Source organism: Amycolatopsis sp. NPDC034160 (genome assembly GCF_055575355.1).
The window spans coordinates 134,384-156,171 of sequence record NZ_JBVISU010000005.1 but is presented as its reverse complement, the minus strand read 5'-3'; the positions used below and the strand labels follow the sequence as shown (position 1 = coordinate 156,171).

The window sequence follows — 21,788 nt, the reverse complement described above, 5'->3', positions numbered from 1 at the left end:
CGCGGCTAGCACCGGCCCTTTTGGTGAACGCCTGACTTTTTCGCGCGCCCGCTTCCCGTTGCCCCGCAACGGCGAGGGCGCCTGCCCGCGTTCGCCGGAATCGCGCAGTCCGAGCTCCGGAGATCACTTCGAAAGGCCCGTGCCATGCGCACCGTCCCCCTGTCCGCCGTCCGTAATCTGGGCATCCTCGCCCATGTCGACGCGGGCAAGACCACCCTCACCGAACGGATCCTGTACGTCACCGGCACCACCTACAAACGGGGTGAGGTCCACGACGGCACGACCGTGACCGACTTCGATTCCCAGGAGCGAGACCGTGGCATCACGATCTTCGCCGCCGCCGTCAGCTGTTCGTGGGACGGCCATCGCGTCAACCTGATCGACACCCCCGGCCACGTCGACTTCTCCGACGAGGTCGAACGGTCGCTTCGCGTCCTCGACGGCGCCATCGCGGTGTTCGACGGCGTGGCCGGGGTCGAACCGCAGAGCGAATCGGTGTGGCGCCAGGCCGACCGGCACGGCGTGCCGCGCATCGCGTTCGTCAACAAACTCGACCGCGCGGGCGCCGACCTGGACACGGCCGTCGAGTCCATCCGGGAGCGGCTGCATCCGCGTCCGCTGGTGGTCCAATTGCCGATCGGCGCCGAAGACGGCTTCGTGGGCGTCGTCGACCTGCTGCGGATGCGGTCGCTCATCTGGGCCGATGGCGCCGAGAAGGCCGAGGAAGGTCCGGTTCCGGAGTCCCTTGTGGACGAAGCGAACCGGCGTCGCCGCCTGCTCGACGAGGGCGTGGCGGAGCTTCACCCGGTCGCGCTGCAGGAGTTCTGCGAATCGTCGACGGTCTCGACGGAGACGCTGGTCTCGGCGTTGCGCGAGCTGACGCGCACCGGGGACGGTCTCGTGGTGCTGTGCGGTTCGGCCTACCGCAACCGCGGAGTGGAGCCGTTGCTGGAAGCCGTGGTGGCGTACCTGCCCGCGCCGTCGGATGTCCCGCCGGTCCGAGGCGAGTACGAAGGCACGGCCCAGGAACGGCCAGCCGATCCGTCGGCACCGTTCGCGGCGCTGGTCTTCAAGGTGACCTCGACCGCCACCGGGCGGTTGACGTACCTGCGGGTGTATTCGGGCACGATCCGGACTTCGGAGGCGGTGATGGACGTGGGCAGCGGGCGCGGCGAACGCGTCGGCCGGATCCTGCGGGTCCAGGCGAACCGGCACACCAGGGTGGACAGTGCCGTCGCGGGCGACATCGTCGCGGTGGTCGGGCTGAAGGCGGCCCGTGCCGGAGCGACGCTGTGCGCGCCGTCGGCTCCGCTCCTGCTCGAGCCGCCCGTCGCGGCCGATCCGGTCGTTTCGGTCGCCGTCGAGGCACGGACGGGAACCGACACGGAGCGGCTGATGTCGGCGCTGGCGCGGCTGGTCGAGGAGGATCCGTCGCTGGTTCTCCGGACCGACCGTGAGACCGGCCAGACCCTGTTGTCGGGTATGGGTGAACTGCACCTGGAGGTGGCGGTGGAGAAGATCCGGCGCGACCACGGGCTGGACGTCGCCGTCGGACGGCCTCGGGTCGCCTACCGCGAGACGGTCGCCCGCGGCGTTTCCGGCTTCGTGTACCGGCACGTCAAACAGGACGGCGGCGCCGGGCAGTTCGCCCACGTCGTCATCGACACGGAACCCTTGGCGGAAGGGGAATTCGAGTTCCGGTCCACTGTGGTCGGTGGCCGGGTGCCGCGCGAGTACGTCCGTGCGGTCGAGGCCGGTTGCCGTGACGCGCTGGCGGAAGGCCCGCTCGGCGGGCACCCGGTGACCGGCGTCCGCGTCACGCTGACCGACGGGGCCACCCACTCGAAGGACTCGTCGGAGATGGCGTTCCGGACGGCCGGGCGGTTCGCGCTCCGGGACGCGTTGCGTGCCGGTGCGATGACGCTGCTGGAGCCGGTCGCCGAAGTGACCGTCACCGTGCCCGAAAGCGCCGTCGGCGTGGTGCTCGGTGACCTGGCCGCTCGGCGTGGCCGGGTGCTGGGTTCGGCGGTGCGCGCGGGAACGACCGTGGTCACCGCGACCGTGCCGCTGGCCGAACTGTTCGGCTACGCGACGCGGCTGCGTAGCCGGACCCAGGGCCGGGGCACGTTCACCGCCCGGCCGATCGGCCACGCCCCGGCACCGGCGGGGCTGCCGGTCCGGTAAGCCGCGCAGATCGACGATGGCCCGCCCACGACGCTGTGGGCGGGCCATCGCCCGAACCGCTGTCATCCGGTGATCGGGCACCGGGTGACAGCCGTCTTCAGCCGATCACGCCGAAGGCCACGGCGGACGGCAGTTCTGCCGCGGCAAGGCGTGCGAACCGTTGGTGTACACGCCGTCCGCGATCGTGTCCTCCATGATCGAGCGGTGATCGGTGGGGCGGGCCCACTGGTAACACAGGTGCTGGGCGAAGTACCCGCCCGGCGCTTCGATGGTGTCGAAGTGGCAGACCCCGTCGGTCTCGATGCAGTAGCGGATGAACGGGATGCCGCCGAAATCGGTGCGCCCCGGCCCGAACGACACGTAACCGCCGAATGGCGACGGAGCCCCTGTTCCCGGCGGCAGTACCGCGCTGATCCCGCGTCCCGGCGGACCGACGGGCTGCATCGGGTCGGCGAAGATCTTCGCGCTGAACCGCGACTTGTCCACGCCCAGTTTCCCGTCGGCGATGTCGTTCAGCACCAGGTTCGCGACCAGCGCGCCCTGCGAGTAGCCGACGACGGTGAATTCCGCGCCGGGGTTCTCGTCGAATGAGCTCTGGACGACACGACGGGCTTCTTCGTGCCCGCGCGCGACGCTCTGGTCCATCGGCGTCTGGTCGCAGTTCGGTGCTCCGGCCGCCCCGGCCGGGTAGTGGACCACCTTCCGGATCCCGCCCCGCAGCCAAGCGTCGTCGTACACGGTCGCGGCGCCGTCGCAGGTGCCGCCGATGAGGATGTAGTAGTGCGCCTGGTCGGCCTGGGCCGACGGCGCGGTGACGCCGATCAGCCCGGCGGCCAGCGCGGCCGCCGCCAGGACCCCCCTGAGTTTCTTCATGCATCGTCCCTTTCGTTCGATTACGGTGCGTGTTCGAACGCTAGGGACGCGTCATGAAATTCTGATGAAACGACCTCAGCGATGGGCCAGCACATTGATCACGTGGCCGTCGGGGTCACGCATGAAGAACCGCCGCACCCCCCATGGTTCGTCAGTCAGTTCGTGCACGATCTCGGCGCCTGCCGCCTTCGCTTCCTCGTACGCCGCGTCGACGTCGTCGACCTGAATCGAAGCGGCCGGGACGACGGGCGCCGTCTCGTCGTGGGTCATCAGGCTCAGCTGGACCTCGGGCCGGTCCGGATCGGCCAGCGTCACGATCCAGCCGTGGTCCATCACCACTTCGAAGCCGAGCACTCGCTCATAGAACGCTTTCGTCTGTTCGAGCGACTTCGTTTCGAGGTCGGTGACCACTCTCTTGATCGTCATGCGGCGATACTGGCACAGCCCTCCGACGGTTTCGGGGGAGCAGGAGCGGCGTCCCGAGCATGAGCGCTCCGGCGATCCCGACCGCGGCGCGCGGGCCGGTGAACGCGGCGAGCAGGCCCCAGAGCGCGGTCAGGCCCGCGGTGGTGAGCTTGCCGGCGATCGACCAGGCCGACAGCGTGCGCGCCGCACGGTCGAGGGGCACCTGTTCGAGCCTGGTGGTGGCGAGCACCGGGTTGAACACGCCGATACAGGTGATCAGGCAGAGTTCGACGACGATGACCAGGACCAGGCCGGGAACCCCCGGCTGGATGAAGACCAGTCCGACGGGCCAGCAGACCCGCAGCCAACCGGCGACGAAGAGGACACGGCTCCGGCCGTGCCGGGCGACCACGCTCCGGGAGAGTCTCGCCCCGATCAGCCCGCCGAGACAGGGCACGGCGAAGGCGACCGCGTACTCCCACGGAGCGAAGCCGAGCTGCCCGAGCATCAGGACGGCCATCAGCGGCGCGGTCGCCATGATCAGGCCGTTGACCACGATCGTGTTGACGAACAGCGGCCGCAGCAACGGGTGGGTGAGGATGAACCGCCAGCCTTCCCCCAGGTCGCGGCCGGTCAGCCGAGGCCCTTCGGGCTTCGCGGGTGGTGGCGGTTCCGAACCGCCGATCGCTCGGATACCCAGTGCCGAGAGTAGATAGCTGACCGCGTCGGCGGCGATCGTGACCACCGGCCCGAACAGGCCGACGGCGAAACCGCCGAACGGCGGGCCGAGCACGGTCGCCGTCCAGGTCGTCGATTCGAATCGGGCGTTCGCGACCAGCAGGTCCTCCTGCGGCAGCAGCGTTTTCAGGAAAGCGCCACTGGCGGCCAGGAACGTGATGTCGGCCGCCGCGACGACGATGGAAACGACGAGAAGCTGGCCGAAGCCGAGCAACCCCAGCGCGTACGCCACTGGGACGGTCAGCAGCGCCGCGCAGCGGAGGAGGTCCATCGCGATCATCACCGGCCGTTTGCGACGGAACTCGACCCAGGGGCCGAGCGGCAGCGCGACCACGGCGCCCACGACCAGACCGGCGGCCGCCAGCAGGGAGACCTCGGTGGTGCCCGCGCCCAGCGCCACGATGGCGATCAGGCTGAACGCGTCGAACGCGAACCTCGTGCCGAAGGCGCTGGCCGCGTACGCCGCCCAAAACCAGCCGAATCGTCGCCCCAGCGACCTGCCGCCCATTCGCGTGATCAAAGCAAGCCGTGGCTCGGAAGTCGAACAACGACTCGTGGGCGGCCCACAACCGGGAGTTGTGGAGGTCGCTACAGATCTCCGAGTGCGGTGACCGGCGACTCGACGCAGTCGGCGACGAACCGTAGGAAACCGCCGGCGGTGCCGCCATCGCACACCCGATGGTCGAACGCCAGTGTCAGCTCGCAGATCTTTCTGGCGACGAGTGCGCCGTCGACCACCCAGGCGCGGTCGATGATCCGGCCGATGCCGAGGATCGCCGCTTCCGGGTGATTGATGATCGCGGCGGAACCGTCCACCCCGAACACACCGTAGTTGTTGACCGTGAACGTGCCGCCCGCCGGACTGGGTTTGCCTTCCCGTGCCTGGGTGGTCCGTTCGCGGATCGCCGCCGAAAGGTCCCTTGTGGACAGTGATCCGGCGTCGCGGACGACCGGCACGACGAGACCGCGGTCGGTTTGTGCGGCGAAACCGAGGTTGATGTCCCGCAACTGCACGATTTCGTCGCCCTCGACGCGTGAGTTCAGCTCGGGATACCTCCGCAGACCCGCGACGGCGAACCGGGCGATGAGGCCGAGGAGGCTCACGGGACGATCCGGCGCCGAGGCGTTAAGCGACTTCCGTGCCGCGACGAGTTCGGTCGCGTCGACGTCGACCCAGACCGTCGCCTCGGGAATCTGCCGCCGCGAGGTCGTCAGCTTGTCGGCGACCGCCTTGCGGACGCCGGTCAGCGGGATCCGCGTTTCACCGTCCCTCCGCTCGGGGACGGTGATCGCCGCTTCGACGTCGGCGCGCCGGATGATGCCGCCAGGACCGCTGCCGGCCAGCTTCGCCAGGTCGATCTTGTGATCCGCGGCCATCTTGCGGACGAACGGCGAGATCACGCCCGGCGCTTTCGACGGCTTCTCGGGGGTGGCGACGACGGTGCGCGTCCGGCGGCGCCTCGTCGTCGTGGTCGTGCCGTAGCCGATGAGGACGTTGCCGCTGCCTTCGCTCGCGGTCGTGACGCCGGGTTCGGTGAATCCGGGACCGATGCTGAGCAGGGGAGCCCCGACCGGCAGCGATTGGCCGGGCTCGCCGTGGAGGCGGGTGACCACGCCGGCGAACGGCACCGGCACCTCGACCGCGGCCTTCGCGGTCTCGACCTCGACGACGGGCTGGTCGACGCCGACGGTGTCGCCCTCCGCGACCAGCCAGTTGACGATCGACGCCTCGGTCAGCCCTTCGCCGAGGTCCGGGAGCAGGAAGTCAGGCACCGGCCACCACCGGTTCGTCGTGCCACTGCAGCCGGGCGATGGTGTCCAGGATCCGGTCGACGTCCGGAAGCTGATGACGTTCCAGTTTCGGCGGGGGATAAGGGATGTCGAGCCCGGTGACGCGCAGGACGGGTGCGTGCAGCTGGTGGAAGCACTGCTCGGTGACGCGGGCGACCACTTCGGCGCCGTAGCCGCCGAAGCCGGCGGCCTCGTGGACGACGACCGCGCGCCCGGTCCGGCGCACCGAGGCGGTGACGGTCTCGTCGTCGAACGGGTTCAGCGACCTGAGATCGACGACCTCGACGTCCCAGCCTTCGGCGGTCGCCGCCTCCGCGGTCTCCAGCGCGGTGGCGACCATCGGGCCGTACGCGATCAGCGTGACGTCCTTGCCCGCCCGGCGGACGACCGCGCGGTCCATCGGGGCGTTGCCGCGGGTGAAGGACACGGATTCCTTCGCCCAGTAGCGGCATTTGGGTTCGAGGAAGATCACCGGATCCGGTGAGTCGATCGCGTCGCGCAGGAGGTCGTAGGCATCCTGCGGTGTGCCGGGCGTGACGACACGCAGTCCGGGCGTGTGGGTGTAGTAGGCCTCGCTCGAATCACAGTGGTGCTCGACGCCGCCGATCCCGCCCGCGTAAGGGATCCGGATGACCATCGGCAGGGAAAGCGCGCCCCGGGTGCGGTTCCGCAGCTTCGCCACATGCGAGGTGATCTGCTCGAAGGCGGGGTAGGCGAAGGCGTCGAACTGCATTTCGACGACCGGGCGGAAGCCGCCCATCGCCATCCCGACCGCGAAGCCGACTATGCCGGATTCGGCCAGTGGCGTGTCGAAGCAGCGCTCCTCGCCGAAGTCGGCGGTGATGCCGTCGGTCACCCGGAAGACGCCGCCGAGCGGGCCGACGTCCTCACCGAAGATGAGCACGCGGTCGTCGTCCTTGACGGCGTCGCGCAGGGCGGCGTTGAGCGCCTGGGCCATCGAGATCTCGTTCATCAGGCCTCCACTGCTTCGAGTTCGGCGGCGACCTGTGCGCGCTGGGCGACCAGGTGGCGGGTCGGCTCGGCGTAAACGTGCTCGAACAACGAGAGCGGGTCCGGTTCGACGTCGGCGTTGAGCGTGTCGCGCACCCCGGCGGCGAAGGTCTCGGCTTCGGCGCGGAACCGTTCGATGTCCTTTTCGGACAGCAGGTCCTCGTTCGTCAGGTAGGTCTCCAGGCGGCGGACCGGGTCGGCGGCGCGCCACTTCTCGACCTCGGCCGCGTCGCGGTAACGGGTGGCGTCGTCGGCGTTGGTGTGCGCGTCGATCCGATAGGTGTGCGCCTCGACCAGGACCGGCCCGCGACCGGAGCGTGCGTGCGCGACGGCGTCGTCCAGCACCGCGAGCACCGCGAGGGCGTCGTTGCCGTCGACCTGCTCGGACCGGACGCCGTAGCCGACGCCCTTGTAGGCCAGTGCGGGCGCGGCACTCTGCTTCTCGAACGGCACCGAGATCGCGAAGCCGTTGTTCTGCACGAAGAAGACGACCGGTGCCTTGAACACGGCCGCGAAGTTGAGTGCCTCGTGGAAGTCGCCCTCGCTCGTGGCGCCGTCGCCGATGAGCGCGACCGCGACGGCGTCCTCACCACGGCGCCGCATCGCGTGCGCGAGCCCGGCCGCGTGCAACGTCTGGGTGGCCAGCGGCGTGCACTGCGGCGCGACCCGGGTCACGGTGGGGTCGTAGCCGCAGTGCGCGTCACCGCGAAGCAGCGTTAGGACCTCGCCCGGGTCGAGCCCACGGGCTACCAACGCGACCGAATCGCGGTAGGTGGGGAAGAGCCAGTCGGCGTCGGAAAGGGCGAGCGCGCTCGCGACCTGGCAGGCCTCCTGGCCGGCGCTGGACGGGTAGACCGCCAGACGGCCTTGTTTGGTCAGCGCGGTCGCCTGGACGTCGAACCGGCGGCCGAGCACCATCAGCCGGTAGGCCTCGACGAGCCGATCGGCGGGCGGCTCCGAGTAGCCGCCGTGCTCGTCGACGCGCGTGCCGTCCTCGGCGAGGAACCGCACCGGGACTTCGGACGGCAGCAACGCGGCGGCAGGGGTCTCCCGCGACATGCGCAGCACCACCTTTCACAGACATATGATGCTGAGATCGTGGTTTCCGGCGTCCCCGTGTTCAAGAGGCAGGCGAAATGAGCGACAAACTGTCCGCAGGATCGGTTCAGTCAAGCCAAGCGTCCACCAGTGGCGCGGCTCACGGGCCGGATCCGGGACGAACGGTCCTTGCCCTCGACGACATCGACCGCGCCATCCTCGCCGCCCTGTCGGCCGACGGCAGGCTCGCCGTCCGCGCGCTGGCGGAACGGCTGCACATCTCGCGCACCAACGCCTACGCGAGACTCGACCGGCTGATGTCCGAAGGTGTGATCACCGGCTTCGGCGCGAAGATCGACCCGCGTCGGGCTGGGCTCGGAACGAGCGCGTACATCCTGATCACCGTCGAGCAGACGTCGTGGCGCACGATGTCGGCGGAGTTGGGGGAGATCCCGTACGTCGAGCACGTGTCGCTCGTCGGCGGCGACTTCGACATCCTGCTGCTGGTGCGGACGCCGGACAACGCGTCGCTACGGGATGTGGTCCTGGAACGCCTGCAGGCACTGGACGGCGTGCGGTCCACGCGGACCTGGCTGATCTTCGAAGAGCAGCCAGGCTTGGCGCCACGCATTTAGTCCTCTAAATGCATTTTTGGCGCCTCGGCAGGCCCAATCGGGTGATAACGGTTCGGCATTCGATGTATCCGGCGCCCTCGCCATTGACACCTCCCTACGATCGCGGCGACCGGGTGGAGGAGTGCGGTGACGGTGGAGAGCGCGGGTCAGGACTACCTGACGCGGCAGGTGGGGGCGTTGCTCGAAGCGATTCGCGAGGAGGGGCCCGTCGGCGAGGGCAGACGCAGTTTCCGGCTCGCCGGGCATCTCGCCGCGGAGGGCGGGTTCCACCTCGGCGACATCCTCGCGGCGACGGCGCAGCTGCTGGCGGTCCACGCTTGGCACAACGGCTACCTCGCCGCGGCCGAGCTGCTTACGCGCCGCATGCGGGACTTCGGCGCTGAGTCCGCCGAGCTGGTGCAGCACCTCGTGCGACTGGAAACGGGATGCGAGCAGGGGTGGCTTCCGCGCGCGGACCGCGAAGCCCTCATCGCCTACGCGCGTCGAGCCGAGCGTCCCGACATCGAGCAGCGGGCGCGGGCGATCGAGCCGTTGCTGCCCGGGATCACCGGGCCCGAGCGTCCTGACCGGATGGCCAGTGAGTCGTGAGATAGTGCTCGGGATCCGCGAGGACGCCGCGGATGACCGAGCCGGCCGCGCCGCGTACGGCGGCTCCCGTGCCGAGCGCCGAACGGACGACGCGCACCGGCGACCAGGCCGTGCTGGGCACACGGCGTTCCAGTTCGGCGAGGAGTGGCTCACGCAGCCAAGGCTCGAGCCGCGCGTAGGTTCCGCCTAGCACCACCGCCGGGACGTCCATCAGATTGACCACAGTGGACAGTCCGATGCCGAGATGTCCCGCGGCGGTGGCGACGGCGGCTCCGGCCGCGTCGTCTCCGGACTCCAGTGCGGAGATCAGGTCGTCCACCGTCTCCGCGCCCGCGAGCCGGAGGATCTCCTCTTGGCCTGCCATCCGTTCCAGGCAGCCGTTCGCCCCACAGGAGCACGGCGGACCGTCGGGAGCCACCGGGAGATGGCCGATCTCGCCACCGGCGCCGCGCACCCCCTCGAACAGCGCGCGATCCAGCACGATTCCCGCGCCGATCCCGATCTCGCCGGACACGTGGACGAAATCCGGCAACGCCGTGCCGTGCCAGAGTTCGGCGAGTGCGGCGAAGTTGGCTTCGTTGGCGACGGTGAAGGTCTCGCCGAGCCGATCCGCGAGGTCGACGTCGCGCCAGCCCAGGTTGGGGGCGAGGCGCACGAGCCCGCTGGCGGACTCGACCACTCCCGGCACCGCGATGCCGACGCCTCCGACAGGTACTCCGAGCGCCTCCGCCTGCTTCCGTGCCTTGCGCAGGAACGCCGATACGCGCTGGAAAACGCGCGGTGTCCGGTTGTCGGCGTACCTGACCTCCTCGGCCCGGACGGTGCCGGTCAAATCGACCAGACAGGAGGCCAGGTAGTCGACGCCGATCTCGATGCCGAGCCCGTGCGGCCCGGTGGGGGAGAGGGAGACGACGGTGCCGCGCCGTCCTGGGCCGACGCGTCGTTCCGGTTCGCCTTCGGCCACGAGATCCGCGGCGATCAGGCGGTCGACCACGCTCGACACCGTGGCCTTCGTGAGCCCGGTGGTGGCGGAGAGGCCCGCCCGTGAGGTTCCCGGGCCGTCGGCGATCGCGCCGAGGACGAGGGCGGCGTTGTGCTGTCGCACGGTGTGCTGTCCCGCGGGACGCGTGCCGATCATCGCGCGATTGTATTCGTTCGATGCCTGAACGAAAGCCTTGACCCGCCGGGGTGCGCGTCGATAAGTTCAGGCATCAAACTAATTAGTGGAGGCGAGATGACCCAGGCACCGACGCGTGAGGACAAATTCAGCTTCGGGCTGTGGACCGTGGGCTGGCAGGCGAACGACATGTTCGGTTCGGCCACGCGCGGCCCGCTCGACCCGGTCGACGCCGTGCATCGCCTGTCCGACCTGGGGGCCTGGGGGATCACCTTCCACGACGACGACCTCATCCCGTTCGGCTCGGACGACGCGGAGCGCTCCCGGCACCTGAAGCGGTTCCAGGCCGCGCTCGCCGAAACCGGCCTCGTCGTCCCGATGGTGACCACGAACCTGTTCGGTCACCCCGTCTTCAAGGACGGCGGCCTGACCAGCAACGATCGCGACGTCCGCCGCTACGCCCTGCGGAAGGTGCTGCGGAACCTCGACCTCGCCGCCGAACTCGGCGCGTCGACGTTCGTGCTCTGGGGCGGTCGCGAAGGCAGCGAGACCGACGCCGCGAAGGACGTCCGCGCGGCGATGGACCGCTACCGCGAGGGCATCGACTTCCTCGCCCAGTACGTCATCGACCAGGGTTACGGGCTTCGGCTCGCGCTCGAACCGAAGCCGAACGAGCCGCGCGGCGACATCCTGCTGCCGACCGTCGGCCACGCACTCGCGTTCATTTCCACGCTGCAGAACCACGAAATCGTCGGCGTGAACCCGGAGGTCGGGCACGAGCAGATGGCCGGGCTCAACATCGTCCATGGCATCGGCCAGGCGCTGTGGCAGGGCAAGCTGTTCCACATCGACCTCAACGGCCAGCGCGGCCCGCGGTTCGACCAGGACCTCGTCTTCGGCCACGGCGACGTCCTGTCGTCGTTCTTCCTCGTCGACCTGCTGGAGCACGGCGGCTACGACGGGCCGCGCCACTTTGACTACAAGCCGCTGCGCACGGAGAACATGGACGGGGTCTGGGCGAGCGCCGCGGCCAACATGGCCAGCTATCTGCTCTTCGCCGAACGCGCCCGCGCCTTCCGCGCCGACCCCGAAGTGCAGGCGGCGCTGCAGGACGCCCTCGTCCCGGAACTGGCGACGCCGACGCTCAACGAAGGCGAAACGGCCGCGGACCTGCTGGCCGACCGGTCGGCGTTCGAGGACTTCGATCCGGACAAGGCCGCGGAACGCGGTTATGGCTTCGTCCGCCTGTCCCAGTTGGCGCTCGAACACCTCACCGGGGCGCGCTGAGGCGCGGCGGGTGACAAGTCCGTGAAGGCCTCCTTTCCTACCCTCAAAGTAGGAAAGGAGGCCTTCACGGCGTTGTGGTCCGGCTCAGGCGACTTCCGGTTCGACGTCGAGGAAGGCCGCTTTCAGCCGGTGGATCCGAGCCCAGAACTCGGCCTCCCTGCCGGTTTCGAGCACACCGAGATGCCCGCCGGGGACGACGCGGCCCACGAACGGACCAGATGTCCACACCCGCCAGCCGCCCGTGGCGTCGTCGCCCGAAGCGAACGCGGGATCGTCGCTGCCTCGCATCGCCGCGATCGGGCACGATAGCCGGGTCCGCGCCGGCCCGCGGTAGGCGTTGAGCAACTGGAGGTCGCCGAGCAGCAGGTCCAGCGCGTATTCCCAGCGTTCCGGCGCATCGCGGTAGCCCGCGACCGGGGTGAGCCCGCTGCGGCCGAAGACCCGCCCCATGGCCGAAGCGGCCGTCTTGGCGTGCATGTCCGGCGAGCGACGTTGCGGGGCGCACGCGTCCGCGACGATGAACGCGCTGGGGGCGGCGCCGAGACGCTGAGCCGTTTCCAAGGCGACGAAGGCGCCCATGCCGAAACCGATCACGACGGTGCGGGAGAACCAGTCTCGCGTCATCTCCTGCGCCAACTGCGCGCCGAGGTCTTCGAGGGACGTTGCGGGAGCCTCCGCGAGTTGATCCCCATGCCCGGGATATTCCACGCCCCAGACATCCGCCCTCGCCTGCCCGGCGAGCGGGCCGAACGCGCGGAGCGTGCCGCCCGCGGGCGGGAGCAGCAGGTAGCGCGGGCCGCGACTGTCTGCTGTGGACAGTGGGATGAGTGCGGTCGGCATGATCCGAAAGATACGCGTCATTCCCGAAGGGGGTGACAGTTTCCGGTCGAGCAAGATCAATTCACCCGGCCGGGGAGGTATACGCGTCTTCGAGAATGGTCGCCCGGACGTGTCGTATCTGGCGCCCCTCGTTCGACGTCTTGTATAAGAGCCGGAAGGAGAAAGCGATGAACACCACGACACTGGCCCTGACCCCGCGGCCGAACCCGGTGAGCCGCACCCTGCCGGTTGTGCTGGCGTTGGAGGACGACGCGGAAGACGTCGGCCGCCTGTCCCCGGACGATCGCCTGACCTGCCACGTGCACGGCCGCTGGATCCACCAGTGCGTCGCCTCCCCGCTCCACGTCAACCCGGTCACCCGGCACCGCTGGTGCCGCTCCTGCGCGACCGCGCTGACCGTTTCCGTCGACGAGCTGTCCGGTGCGGTCGCGATGTCCTGCCCCCGCTGTGGTCAGGGCGAAAGCGCCGCGTCGACCCGGCTGATCGCCGCTTGCCGGGCCAGCCTGGCGGCGGCGCGCGGGCGCTCGGTGATCGCTTCGCGTCAGCGCGCGGCCTGATCGTTCCCGGTAGGTTGCGGACATGACCCAGGTTTCGACGCCTGCCGAGGCGGCGGCGAGGATCACCGGACGAGCCGTCGCCGAGCAACGTGGGCTGGCGGGTGCGGTGACCGAGGTCGTGCTGGACAGCGGCGACACTGTCGTCGTCAAACGGGGCCATGCCCCCGGCGCGGCGCTCGCGGAGGCCGCGGGACTGCGGTGGCTGGGTGAGGCGGGCGCGGTCCGCGTGCCCGAGGTTCGCGGCCACGACGACGAATGGCTGGTGACCGAACTGGTCGGCGGGGGACGTCCGACGCATCACGCGGCGGAGCGGCTCGGGCGGGGACTGGCGGCGTTGCACGCGTCCGGTGCTCCCCAGTTCGGCGCGCCGCCGCCGGGCGGGCCTGCCGACGCGTGGATCGGACTGGCCCGGATGGTGAACGCGCCGGGGGAGGACTGGCCGCGGTGGTACGCCGAATACCGGGTCCTGCCGTATCTCCGCCGCGCGGTCGACGAGGGCACGTTGGACGGTGCCGAAGCCGCGGTGATCGAGCGGGCCTGCGTGCTACTTCCGGAGGTGGCCGGACCCGCGGAGCCGCCCGCCCGCCTGCACGGCGATCTGTGGAACGGAAACGTGCTGTGGGGTGCCGTCGAGGCTTCGCTCATCGACCCCGCCGCGCACGGCGGTCATCGCGAGACCGATCTGGCCATGCTGCGACTGTTCGGGTGCCCGCTGCTGGACCGCGTGCTGGCCGCGTATCAGGAGGTCGCGCCGCTGGCCGACGGCTGGACCGAACGGACCGGGGCACACCAGTTGTTCCCGCTGCTCGTGCACACCGTCCTCTTCGGACGGTCCTATGCCGGGCAGGCGGTCGCGGCCGCGAGGGCGGTCGGCCGGTAGTTCACCGCGCGACGCGGTCGAGCCATTCGCCGAGCAAGGCACGCGTAGCGATCGTCACCGGTGGGTCGCGGGGCATCGGCCGGGAGACCGCCGAGCGGCTCGCGTCCGACGGATTCGCGGTCGTCGTCGGCTACGGCGGCGGCCAACGGCGGCATCGTCTGACCTCACGGCCCCCGGTTCTGCTCGTCGTCGCGCCGTATCGCCTGGCGTCCGCGTTCGCGCATCTGCTGGAAGGTCGCCTGAGCCTGCTGGGAGAACTGCTGGACCTGTGGCGCCTCCCAGGCCTGCCGGGCGAAGGTCATCCCGCCGTCCAAGGCACGCTGCTGGAACTCCCGCGCCTGCCGGAGTTGTTCCGTCCCGGTCTTGGAAACCACGACCGAACCGATCTTCCGGTCGTGCCAGCTGGTTTTGCCGTCCGGTGACATCCGCAGGAGACCGCATTCCACGGCCGAGAAGATCAGGAGCGCGGTTCCCGCCAGCCCGAGCAGCACACTGAGCTGGAGGATCGCGGTGATCAGCAGTACCCAGCCGAACCCAGGGACGAACACGGTGAGGGCGGAGCGGGCGCAGATCTGGCCGAAGGTGAGGCGGCCGCCGTCGGTGCGGCGCACCGTCAGCGTGAAGGCCGCCTTGCCCAGTGTGCGCCCCCAGGCACGCACGAGGAGCACTTCGTACACCATGATCAGCAGGACCTGAACGGTCAAGGTCAGGGTGATCAGCAGGACGACGTCGCCCCAAAGATCGGCGACCTCGTCACCGGCGGCGTCCCCGAGGCCGCCCCATTCGCCGAATACGGTCTTGAAGAGTCCCTTGCCCGCCAAGGTGAAGCCGTGTTTGGTCGCCTCGGTCTGGATCCGCTCGGCGGTCAAGAACCACAGTGGCGAGGTGACCAGCCATGGCACGAGCCAGTCGATCCAGCGCGCGCCCCAGCGGCGGGCCGCCGTCGACGACGGCAGCGGGCGAGGAGGCGGGACCAGGTTCCCGGGTTGCTGGATCACCATCGTCCCTCCAGTTGGACTCGCCTGTCCCACAACGGATTGCGGACCGCGTCCCACCACAGTGACGCCGCCAGCAGACCCGCCGCGATCGCCACGAGATCGAACTTGAAGGTCAGGCTGAGTCCCTTGATCTCCACCACGGTCTCGAGCAGGCAGGCCAGGCCGGCGATAGCCGCGGACCAGTGGCTGCGGAGCAGGAGGGCGATCAGGCAGAGCACCGCGACAGTCGTGGCGTCGGCGACGAGCATGGCGAGGGTCGCCATGGCGAGCTTGACCAGGAGAACGCGAAGCATCGCGAGTTCGTGCCGGTCGCTCTTCCGGAGCTTGCGCGGCCGGGATTGCTTCGGGTACTGGGACAGGTGGAAGCGCTCGTCGAATTTGTCGAGCATCGCCGGGTAGGCCGCTCCCCAGGCCAGGAAGACGAGGAAGCCGACGAGGATCAACCCGGTGTGGCCGTCCTCGGCGGCCTTGTACTTGCCGAGGAAGAACGTGGGCACCAGTGCCGCGAGCCCGGCGATCACCAGCATCGTGCGGGGGACCGTGCCCAGTCCGCGGAGCCGGGTCGTCAGAAGCAGTGCCAGCGGAGCACCGATCACGAAGGCTCCGTAGACGACCCCGGTGCTGAGGAACCAGAAGGCGAGGACCACCGTGGTCAGCCAGAAGACGGCGTAGAGGAGCCGTCTGCCCAGACGGTTCTCGACCACCTCCGGGACGCCTTCCTCGATCACCTTGTCCAGCCATTCGGCCATGATCAGTCCCCTCGTGCAAGAATTGCAGTCCGCAAAGAGACGGTAGTGACTGGCATCACGTAGTGCAAGAGTTGCATTGTGTAGTTTTTGCTTCGATGGGAGTTCGGGTGGCAGGGACGTCTGAGGCGGTGGAAGACCGCCGCCGGTTCGGTGGCGAACTCCGGCATCTCCGGGAACACGCGGGCAGGACGCTCGACGAGGCCGCCGCGCGGCTGGAGTGCTCGGCCGCGAAGATCAGCCGCATCGAGACCGGCCAGGTCGCCGTCCGCCCGCTGGACCTGCGCGAACTGCTGGACTTCTACGAGGTGACCGGTGCCCGGCGGGCGGCGATGCTCGCGGTGTCGCGGCAGCGCGGCAAGAGGCAGGAACTCGAAGGCGTCATCTACGACGGCTACAACCTCTATCTCGGCTATGAGGACGAGGCCGCCGAAATCGGCGAGTACCAGCCACAATGGATACCCGGCCTGCTTCAGACCCGCGAGTACGCGCACGCGCTGTCCCTCGCGGCCGGGTCCACGCCCGAGATCGCCGAGCGCCGCGTCGGCCTGCGGATGGACCGCCAAGCGCTTCTCCGCCGGGAGAACCCGCCGCATCTGTCGGTCGTCGTCGACGAGAGCGTGCTCCGCCGTCCTGTGGCCGAGCCGGGCCTGATGGCCGCGCAGTTGCGGCACCTGGCCAAGGCCGGCGAGGACCCGCACGTCACCGTGCGGGTCCTGCCCTCGTCCGCCGGAATGCATCCCGCCCAGGCCGGGGGGTTCATCATCCTCGGCTTCCCGCGGCCCGAAGACCCGAAGATCGTTTACACCGACGACCTGACCGAAGGACGGCTGACCCAGGAGCCCGACCGCGTGGCGCAGTACGTCTCGGCGTTCGAGCGGGTCCAGGCACTGGCGCTGTCGTCATCGGAATCGGTCGCCCTGATTCACGAGGTCGCGGGGTCGCATTCCTGACCGTCCGGCGTCTCGGAACAATGGCGGACGAAAGCCGACCAGTTCCCAGGAGCGACGACGAACGCGGGTCCGGGGTCCTTGGCGTCCCGGACGCCGACCCCCGTTTCCAGGAAGGCGACCTCCACACAGGTCGGGCCGCCTCCGCAGCGACTGCTCTTGAACCATGCCGCGCCGGTGAGATCGTGGGTCACAGTAGTTCCTTCCTCAATTGTTTCGCCGGATGAGGAAAGAGCGTGGAATACCGTGCCGTCGCGACGTCGGGGAATTTTGTCGCGACAGCGCACGCCGTGTCGACCTGCGAAAACGCGGCCCGGAGCGACGGTCCACCCGGATGTCGCTAACCTACGTCTGCACGGTCGCACAGCGCTGAGGGGCAGGGGAGCGCTATGGAAGCCCGGAGCGGCGATTCCGGTGACATCGCCGGTGTCGAAGAGCTCGGCGCACTGATCAAACGGCTCCGGGACGAACGGCGCCTCACCCAGGACAACGTCGCGGGCCGCGCGGCGAAACACGGGCTCAGGATCAGGCGTGAACGAATTTCGGAAATCGAGAACGGCAGACGGGAGCCGCCGACTCAAGGCGAGTTGCGCGCCATTCTTCTCGGTCTGGGCCAAACCGAGGAAATGGTGAAGGGTTTACAAGGTGTCCTCGCCAGGACGACCGCCGAGACGGCGGACGGCGGCGATGTCGTCGAACTGGCTTTCGGTGATCCCGTCCGGCAGCCGAAGGCGGTGTCGCGTCGTCCGGGCATCGGGCACCGGCTTCTCCTGCTCGTGATCGGTGCGGTCACGGGTGTGCTGGTCGCGACCGCCGTCGCCGGGGTGTGGCCGTGGACGATCCTCACCTACGAACCCGACCTGCGGGTCAACGTCGGACGGCCGAACCCGGCCGACGCGCTCGGGCCCTGCCCGCAACGCAGCACCGACGTCCGCGACCACCGCGACGACACCGCCGGATCGATCTGGTATCGCGAATGCGGCGACTACCTGGAGATCTGGGTGACCGACCATATGAAAGACGGCCGGTGCGTGTGGGCGATCGTGCACTGGAGCAACGACATCATCGACACGTCGAAACGGGCCTGCCCCGCCGGCAAGATGGAGTTCTCGAAGATCGCCAAGTACGCGCCCGACTTCTGGATGGAACTCGTCGCCGTGAACACCGACTAGCCGGTCGCCTCGTGAGTGGTAATGACGGTTCTAACCGTCATTACCACTCACGAGAAGCAGCGATGCTCCCTCGGGCGCTTCTCAGACGACGGTACCTTCAGCGTCCTCGTCACCTTCGTTGTCTTCGATCTTCCACTTCAGCTGGAACTCGACCTCTTCCTCGCCGTCACCGCGCTCGTGCTCGATCGAGAATTGCGCGCGGGCGGGGACGCGGAACCGTTCTCCGGCGATCTGGATGCGGAACGAGGTCTCGGACTCCAGCGCGTCGGCGAGCCGCCGCAGTTTGGCGACGACGTCGGCGGTGGAATAGACGCGTTCGACATCTCGGGGTGCGGTCACGGTTGCCTCCAGGGTCCGACACCCCGGCCGGGTGTCCGTGGCGTCATTCAATCGTGTGATCCCCGCGTGCCGCCGCTGGGGTCACCGTGTCCGGGCGAGGCGGAAACCGACGTCATCGACGCGGAAAGTCGGGTGGCTGCGGCGCCGCACCGACGCGCGGCAGCTCCACTGTTCGTCGAACCAGCCGCCGCCCCGAAGAACCCGGTACTCGCCGTACACCTCGGCGTCGTAGATGTCCCAGCACCATTCCCAGACGTTGCCGAGCATGTCGTACAGTCCCCACGCGTTGGGCGCCTTTCCGCCGACGTCGTGCACCGACTCCGCCGAGTTCTCGCGATACCAGGCGATTTCGTCGAGCGGGCCGTAGCGGGGCCCGGTCGTGCCGGCACGGCAGGCGTGCTCCCATTCCGCCTCCGACGGCAGGCGATAGCCGTCCGCGGACGGGTTCCAGGACAGGGAATCCAGGTCGTACGCCGGGACAAGACCCTCGCGTTCGGACAGGGTGTTGCAAAACCGGACGGCGTCCAGCCACGAGACACCGGTGACGGGGAGCTTCCCTGCCTCACCCGTGTAAAACTCCTGGGTGACCGGTACCGGCGCGAGCCGGAACGACGCGACGTCGACCGTCCACTTTCGCTGCGTCCGCCGGTCCGAAAGGGTGACTTCGCCGGCCGGGACGGTGATCATCTCTATGGTCCGGCCGATGTTACCCAGACGGACGGACACCGGTGCGCGATGATGGTCGCGTGCCTCTGCTCATCGAGCCCGCCCTGCCGGCCGGCGCCTTCCGGGCCGTCAAGCAGCCGTGTCTGATCGTCGACGACAGGCTCGTGTTGCGTCCCTGGTGCGCTGACGACGCCGAGGCCGTCGAAGCGGCCTTCGCCTGCCCTGCCATCCAGCGTTGGCATGTCCGCCGCGTCGATGGAGCGGACGAGGCACGTACCTGGATCGCGGGTTGGGCACAGCGCTGGGTGGAGGAGACGGATGCGAGCTGGGCGGTGGTCGATGCCCGCGACGACCGGGCGATCGGGCAAGTCGGCCTCCGTACTGTCTCGCTCTTCGAGGCCTCGGCTCAGTTGTCCTATTGGATTCTCCCGTCCGCGCGCGGCGCCGGGATCGCGGGCGGTGGGGTGGCGGCGTTGACACGCTGGGCGTTCGAAACCGTCCGCTTGAACCGGTTGTCCCTCCTGCATTCCACCGAGAACGCCGCCTCGTGCCGGGTCGCGGGCAAGGCCGGGTACGGCCTCGAAGGGACTTTGCGCTCTTCGATGCTGCACGCCGACGGCTGGCACGACGTCCACCTGCACGCGCGGCTCCGAAGCGACTAGGGCGTGTCCCGCGGATCTCGTTCACCCGTGTGTGCCCACCGCGAGACCGGGTGACCGGGCTACTGGCCGAACGGAAGGAGAGTCTTGTGAGCAGGCCCGGCCCACGGTCACCAGGCTTTCCACTTCATCGTGGGTTCCGATCTCATGCCCGGTATGGCCCGTGGTCGCCGATATCCGGGCTCACGTGGGGATGCTGCCCCTCTTGTCCGGGCACCGGCGTGACGGGCGACTGCCAGATCGCGTCCGTCGGCGTCTGCCTGGCCCCGCGTTCGGACTCGGGCCTGTTCGGAGACACGGTACGTTCGGCCTCGCGCTCGTGGAAGTGGGCCTCGACGACGTCGTCCTGCCGCTGGCGGGCGAGCACGGACAGGGTGAGCACGTGTGCCACGGCCATGAGCAACAGGAAGACGCCCAACCGGCCCACCAGCGCGGCCATCGATCCCGACCAGCCGGGTCCTACGACCGAAAGCAGGGCCAACACGCCGATGGAAACCAGGTGGAAGACGGTGACCACCATCCACGCCGCCGATCCGGTTCCCTCACCGCCCTCTCGTGGCCGCAGATAGCGCCGAGCGCCGCGATAGAGGATCTGGCCGTCCGCGACGATGAAGATCAAGCCGATGATCAGAAACCCTGGAAGCTCGTTATCGGGCATCTTCTCCTCCTTCGTTCGTCGTCGGGTACCCGTAGACGGGAGGGTGCTGAGCCTTCCGGCTGTGTCATACCGGATTGAGTGACCGAGGCAGGTCTGCAGGCGCTCGAAAACCGGTGGAGCGTGACGCTGTGTGCCTACCGTGCTGCGGAACCAAGTCGTCCAGGCATGCATGACAACGACCCTGGCCCTTCTAGCCGCGCACCTTCACCCGTCGAACCGACAGTGTCGGAACGATCGCCACGGCGGCGATCGCCGCGCTGATCCAGATGGCGTGGCGGTGATCCTCTGACGCTTCGGTGACGAAGCCGGCGAGCACCGGTCCCAGGAACGCGCCCGCGTTGAGCGCGACCGTGGCGAACGAGCCACCGAGGGTCGGCGCACCGGGTGCCACGTGCATGACCCTGGCCACGAACGCCGACCCGCAGCCGAACGACAGTCCACCTTGGACGGTCGTCAGCGTGAACAGGACGACCGGGTGCGCGCTGGTCGCCGCCAGTACAGCCCAACCGGCAGGCAAGGTGCACAACGCCAGTACCAGACCACGCCGCAGTTCGCCGTCACCGATGCGGCCCGCCACGGCGACCCCGATGAACGCGCCGACGCCGAACGCGGCCAGCAAACCGGAGACCGCTCCGGCGGGCAGGTGAGCGACATCCGTCGCGATCACCGCGAGGAAGGCGAACGTCGCGAAGGTCGCGCCGTTGACCAAGGCCGCGAGGAGCATCGCCTGCCGCACCGGACGTGTTTTCAGCTCGCGTGCTTCGCGCCTGATCGAGATTTCGGGCAGGCCCGCCGCGTCGGCAGGCGCCGAACGGAACACCAGCGTCAGCGCGGGCAGGCACAACGCGGCGACCGCCCAGAACGCCGAGCGCCAGCCCGCGAGCTCACCCAGCACGGATCCGACTGGTACGCCGACGACGCACGACAGGGTCACGCCCGCGAGCAGGACCGCGGTCGCGCGCGCTTGCTTTCCCTCCGGTGCCAGGGCGGCCGCGACGGGCATGGCGACGGCGAGAAATCCGGCGTTGACGACCGCCGCGACGACCCTGGTACCGAACAGCACCGGAAAACTCGTCGTGAGCGCGCCGACGACGTGTACCACGACAAAAGCGGTCAGGAAACCGGCCAGCGCGCGCCGTCGGGGCCATCGTGCGCTGAGCACGGCCATGGCAGGCGCGCCGACGATCATTCCGACGGCGTAAGCCGACGTCAGCGCGGCGGCCGCGCCCACCGGGACCGACAGGTCACCGGCGATCCCCGGGACGAGCCCGGAGGCCATGAATTCGGAGGTGCCTTGCGCGAAGACGGCAAGGCCGAGGACATAGACGAACAGGGGCAACGGACGACTCCCAAGAAAAGGTGAACAGGAGAAGCCGTGCGCGGGGCAGGAAAACCCGGCCGGGCGCACGGAACAGCGCTCCGGTCACCGGGAAGCGAGAGGTCCGGCGCCTAACGGCCGGACACGACGACTCGCCGCCGGATGACCGGCGGCGGGGTTCTGTCCGACTCGGGGCTCGTCACGAGAGCGCACACTACACATCGCCGTCGGCGGCCCTCAACCCGATTGTCGTCCGGCGAGGGAGGCAAATGGCCGAACGCCTGTCCCGATGACCGGAGAAACGACGTCCGTTCCGCGTACCGGAACGCTTTCGTTGC

24 protein-coding genes and 1 pseudogene are annotated in these 21,788 nt (G+C 69.2%); 10 read left to right on the top strand and 15 right to left on the bottom strand.

The genetic code is table 11. From position 1 onward, the window contains the following. The first annotated feature begins 144 nt into the window (after positions 1-144). On the top strand, positions 145-2,184 hold the full coding sequence (fusA, locus tag ACZ54P_RS14175) for an elongation factor G (protein WP_465461940.1): 2,040 nt from the start codon (positions 145-147) through the stop codon (positions 2,182-2,184). A 105-nt stretch (positions 2,185-2,289) separates the two neighbouring features. Here fusA and ACZ54P_RS14170 read toward each other — a convergent pair whose 3' ends face one another. The 6 genes from ACZ54P_RS14170 to pdhA all read right to left on the bottom strand — a co-directional run bounded on the left by ACZ54P_RS14170 (position 2,290) and on the right by pdhA (position 8,061). After that, positions 2,290-3,057: a PE-PPE domain-containing protein gene (locus tag ACZ54P_RS14170; protein ID WP_465461939.1), complete on the bottom strand. Its 768-nt coding sequence runs from the start codon at positions 3,055-3,057 to the stop codon at positions 2,290-2,292. Between the two features lie 75 nt (positions 3,058-3,132). Beyond that, positions 3,133-3,483 (bottom strand): VOC family protein, encoded by a 351-nt coding sequence (locus ACZ54P_RS14165; protein ID WP_465461938.1) that lies wholly within the window; start codon positions 3,481-3,483, stop codon positions 3,133-3,135. Beyond that, on the bottom strand, positions 3,416-4,708 hold the full coding sequence (locus ACZ54P_RS14160; RefSeq protein ID WP_465461937.1) for an MFS transporter: 1,293 nt from the start codon (positions 4,706-4,708) through the stop codon (positions 3,416-3,418). The genes ACZ54P_RS14165 and ACZ54P_RS14160 overlap by 68 nt, the downstream gene beginning before the upstream one ends. An 80-nt stretch (positions 4,709-4,788) precedes the next feature. After that, entirely contained in the window at positions 4,789-5,973 is a 1,185-nt protein-coding gene (locus ACZ54P_RS14155) for a dihydrolipoamide acetyltransferase family protein (protein ID WP_465461936.1), read from the bottom strand. Continuing rightward, a complete protein-coding gene (locus ACZ54P_RS14150) occupies positions 5,966-6,964 on the bottom strand; it encodes an alpha-ketoacid dehydrogenase subunit beta (protein ID WP_465461935.1) in 999 nt (332 codons plus the stop codon). Before ACZ54P_RS14150 ends, ACZ54P_RS14155 begins: the two co-directional genes overlap by 8 nt. Beyond that, the gene (gene pdhA, locus ACZ54P_RS14145; RefSeq protein WP_465461934.1) at positions 6,964-8,061 is read right to left on the bottom strand and encodes a pyruvate dehydrogenase (acetyl-transferring) E1 component subunit alpha; all 1,098 of its coding nucleotides are present in this window, start codon (positions 8,059-8,061) and stop codon (positions 6,964-6,966) included. Before pdhA ends, ACZ54P_RS14150 begins: the two co-directional genes overlap by 1 nt. Before the next feature lie 77 nt (positions 8,062-8,138). On the opposite strand from pdhA, the gene ACZ54P_RS14140 reads away from it, so the two are divergent. Both ACZ54P_RS14140 and ACZ54P_RS14135 read left to right on the top strand, forming a co-directional pair. Beyond that, on the top strand, positions 8,139-8,675 hold the full coding sequence (locus ACZ54P_RS14140) for an Lrp/AsnC family transcriptional regulator (RefSeq protein ID WP_465461933.1): 537 nt from the start codon (positions 8,139-8,141) through the stop codon (positions 8,673-8,675). A gap of 126 nt (positions 8,676-8,801) precedes the next feature. Continuing rightward, positions 8,802-9,263: a hypothetical protein gene (locus tag ACZ54P_RS14135; protein ID WP_465461932.1), complete on the top strand. Its 462-nt coding sequence runs from the start codon at positions 8,802-8,804 to the stop codon at positions 9,261-9,263. On the opposite strand, the gene ACZ54P_RS14130 is transcribed toward ACZ54P_RS14135, so the two are convergent. After that, positions 9,220-10,401, bottom strand: coding sequence for an ROK family transcriptional regulator (locus ACZ54P_RS14130; RefSeq protein ID WP_465461931.1), 1,182 nt, complete (start codon positions 10,399-10,401; stop codon positions 9,220-9,222). The genes ACZ54P_RS14135 and ACZ54P_RS14130 overlap by 44 nt on opposite strands. A gap of 96 nt (positions 10,402-10,497) precedes the next feature. On the opposite strand from ACZ54P_RS14130, the gene xylA reads away from it, so the two are divergent. Beyond that, a complete protein-coding gene (gene xylA, locus ACZ54P_RS14125; RefSeq protein WP_465461930.1) occupies positions 10,498-11,667 on the top strand; it encodes a xylose isomerase in 1,170 nt (389 codons plus the stop codon). Between the two features lie 84 nt (positions 11,668-11,751). Here the strand turns inward: xylA and ACZ54P_RS14120 are convergent, their stop codons facing one another. Next, positions 11,752-12,507: a thioesterase II family protein gene (locus tag ACZ54P_RS14120; protein WP_465461929.1), complete on the bottom strand. Its 756-nt coding sequence runs from the start codon at positions 12,505-12,507 to the stop codon at positions 11,752-11,754. 167 nt (positions 12,508-12,674) lie between these two features. Here ACZ54P_RS14120 and ACZ54P_RS14115 point away from each other — a divergent pair, with 167 nt between their 5' ends. The 3 genes and pseudogenes from ACZ54P_RS14115 to ACZ54P_RS14105 form a co-directional block, all read left to right on the top strand. Further along, complete coding sequence (locus tag ACZ54P_RS14115) at positions 12,675-13,064, top strand: hypothetical protein (RefSeq protein ID WP_465461928.1); 390 nt, start codon at positions 12,675-12,677, stop codon at positions 13,062-13,064. Positions 13,065-13,086: 22 nt separating this feature from the next. Next, positions 13,087-13,944 (top strand): fructosamine kinase family protein, encoded by an 858-nt coding sequence (locus tag ACZ54P_RS14110; protein ID WP_465461927.1) that lies wholly within the window; start codon positions 13,087-13,089, stop codon positions 13,942-13,944. Between the two features lie 50 nt (positions 13,945-13,994). Further along, positions 13,995-14,090, top strand: a pseudogene (locus ACZ54P_RS14105) (SDR family NAD(P)-dependent oxidoreductase); the annotation flags it as partial. An 18-nt stretch (positions 14,091-14,108) separates the two neighbouring features. On the opposite strand, the gene ACZ54P_RS14100 reads toward ACZ54P_RS14105, so the two are convergent. Both ACZ54P_RS14100 and ACZ54P_RS14095 read right to left on the bottom strand, forming a co-directional pair. Beyond that, positions 14,109-14,945 (bottom strand): RDD family protein, encoded by an 837-nt coding sequence (locus ACZ54P_RS14100; RefSeq protein WP_465461926.1) that lies wholly within the window; start codon positions 14,943-14,945, stop codon positions 14,109-14,111. Beyond that, positions 14,939-15,691 carry a hypothetical protein gene (locus tag ACZ54P_RS14095; protein ID WP_465461925.1) on the bottom strand — a complete coding sequence of 251 codons (753 nt, stop codon included), beginning with the start codon at positions 15,689-15,691 and terminating at the stop codon, positions 14,939-14,941. The genes ACZ54P_RS14100 and ACZ54P_RS14095 overlap by 7 nt, the downstream gene beginning before the upstream one ends. 107 nt (positions 15,692-15,798) lie before the next feature. Here ACZ54P_RS14095 and ACZ54P_RS14090 point away from each other — a divergent pair, with 107 nt between their 5' ends. Then, the gene (locus tag ACZ54P_RS14090) at positions 15,799-16,641 is read left to right on the top strand and encodes a helix-turn-helix domain-containing protein (protein WP_465461924.1); all 843 of its coding nucleotides are present in this window, start codon (positions 15,799-15,801) and stop codon (positions 16,639-16,641) included. On the opposite strand, the gene ACZ54P_RS14085 is transcribed toward ACZ54P_RS14090, so the two are convergent. Further along, positions 16,614-16,832: a DUF397 domain-containing protein gene (locus ACZ54P_RS14085; RefSeq protein ID WP_201788841.1), complete on the bottom strand. Its 219-nt coding sequence runs from the start codon at positions 16,830-16,832 to the stop codon at positions 16,614-16,616. The two genes, ACZ54P_RS14090 and ACZ54P_RS14085, sit on opposite strands and share 28 nt — an antisense overlap. 195 nt (positions 16,833-17,027) lie before the next feature. On the opposite strand from ACZ54P_RS14085, the gene ACZ54P_RS14080 reads away from it, so the two are divergent. Next, complete coding sequence (locus ACZ54P_RS14080; protein WP_465461923.1) at positions 17,028-17,810, top strand: helix-turn-helix domain-containing protein; 783 nt, start codon at positions 17,028-17,030, stop codon at positions 17,808-17,810. An 81-nt stretch (positions 17,811-17,891) separates the two neighbouring features. Here the strand turns inward: ACZ54P_RS14080 and ACZ54P_RS14075 are convergent, their stop codons facing one another. Then, on the bottom strand, positions 17,892-18,149 hold the full coding sequence (locus ACZ54P_RS14075) for an amphi-Trp domain-containing protein (RefSeq protein ID WP_465461922.1): 258 nt from the start codon (positions 18,147-18,149) through the stop codon (positions 17,892-17,894). A gap of 81 nt (positions 18,150-18,230) precedes the next feature. Beyond that, positions 18,231-18,842: a formylglycine-generating enzyme family protein gene (locus ACZ54P_RS14070; protein ID WP_465462094.1), complete on the bottom strand. Its 612-nt coding sequence runs from the start codon at positions 18,840-18,842 to the stop codon at positions 18,231-18,233. Positions 18,843-18,895: 53 nt separating this feature from the next. On the opposite strand from ACZ54P_RS14070, the gene ACZ54P_RS14065 reads away from it, so the two are divergent. Next, entirely contained in the window at positions 18,896-19,477 is a 582-nt protein-coding gene (locus ACZ54P_RS14065; RefSeq protein WP_465461921.1) for a GNAT family N-acetyltransferase, read from the top strand. A gap of 142 nt (positions 19,478-19,619) precedes the next feature. Here the strand turns inward: ACZ54P_RS14065 and ACZ54P_RS14060 are convergent, their stop codons facing one another. Beyond that, the gene (locus ACZ54P_RS14060; protein ID WP_465461920.1) at positions 19,620-20,132 is read right to left on the bottom strand and encodes a hypothetical protein; all 513 of its coding nucleotides are present in this window, start codon (positions 20,130-20,132) and stop codon (positions 19,620-19,622) included. 190 nt (positions 20,133-20,322) lie between these two features. Beyond that, entirely contained in the window at positions 20,323-21,471 is a 1,149-nt protein-coding gene (locus ACZ54P_RS14055) for a Cmx/CmrA family chloramphenicol efflux MFS transporter (RefSeq protein ID WP_465461919.1), read from the bottom strand. Positions 21,472-21,788 lie beyond the last annotated feature (317 nt).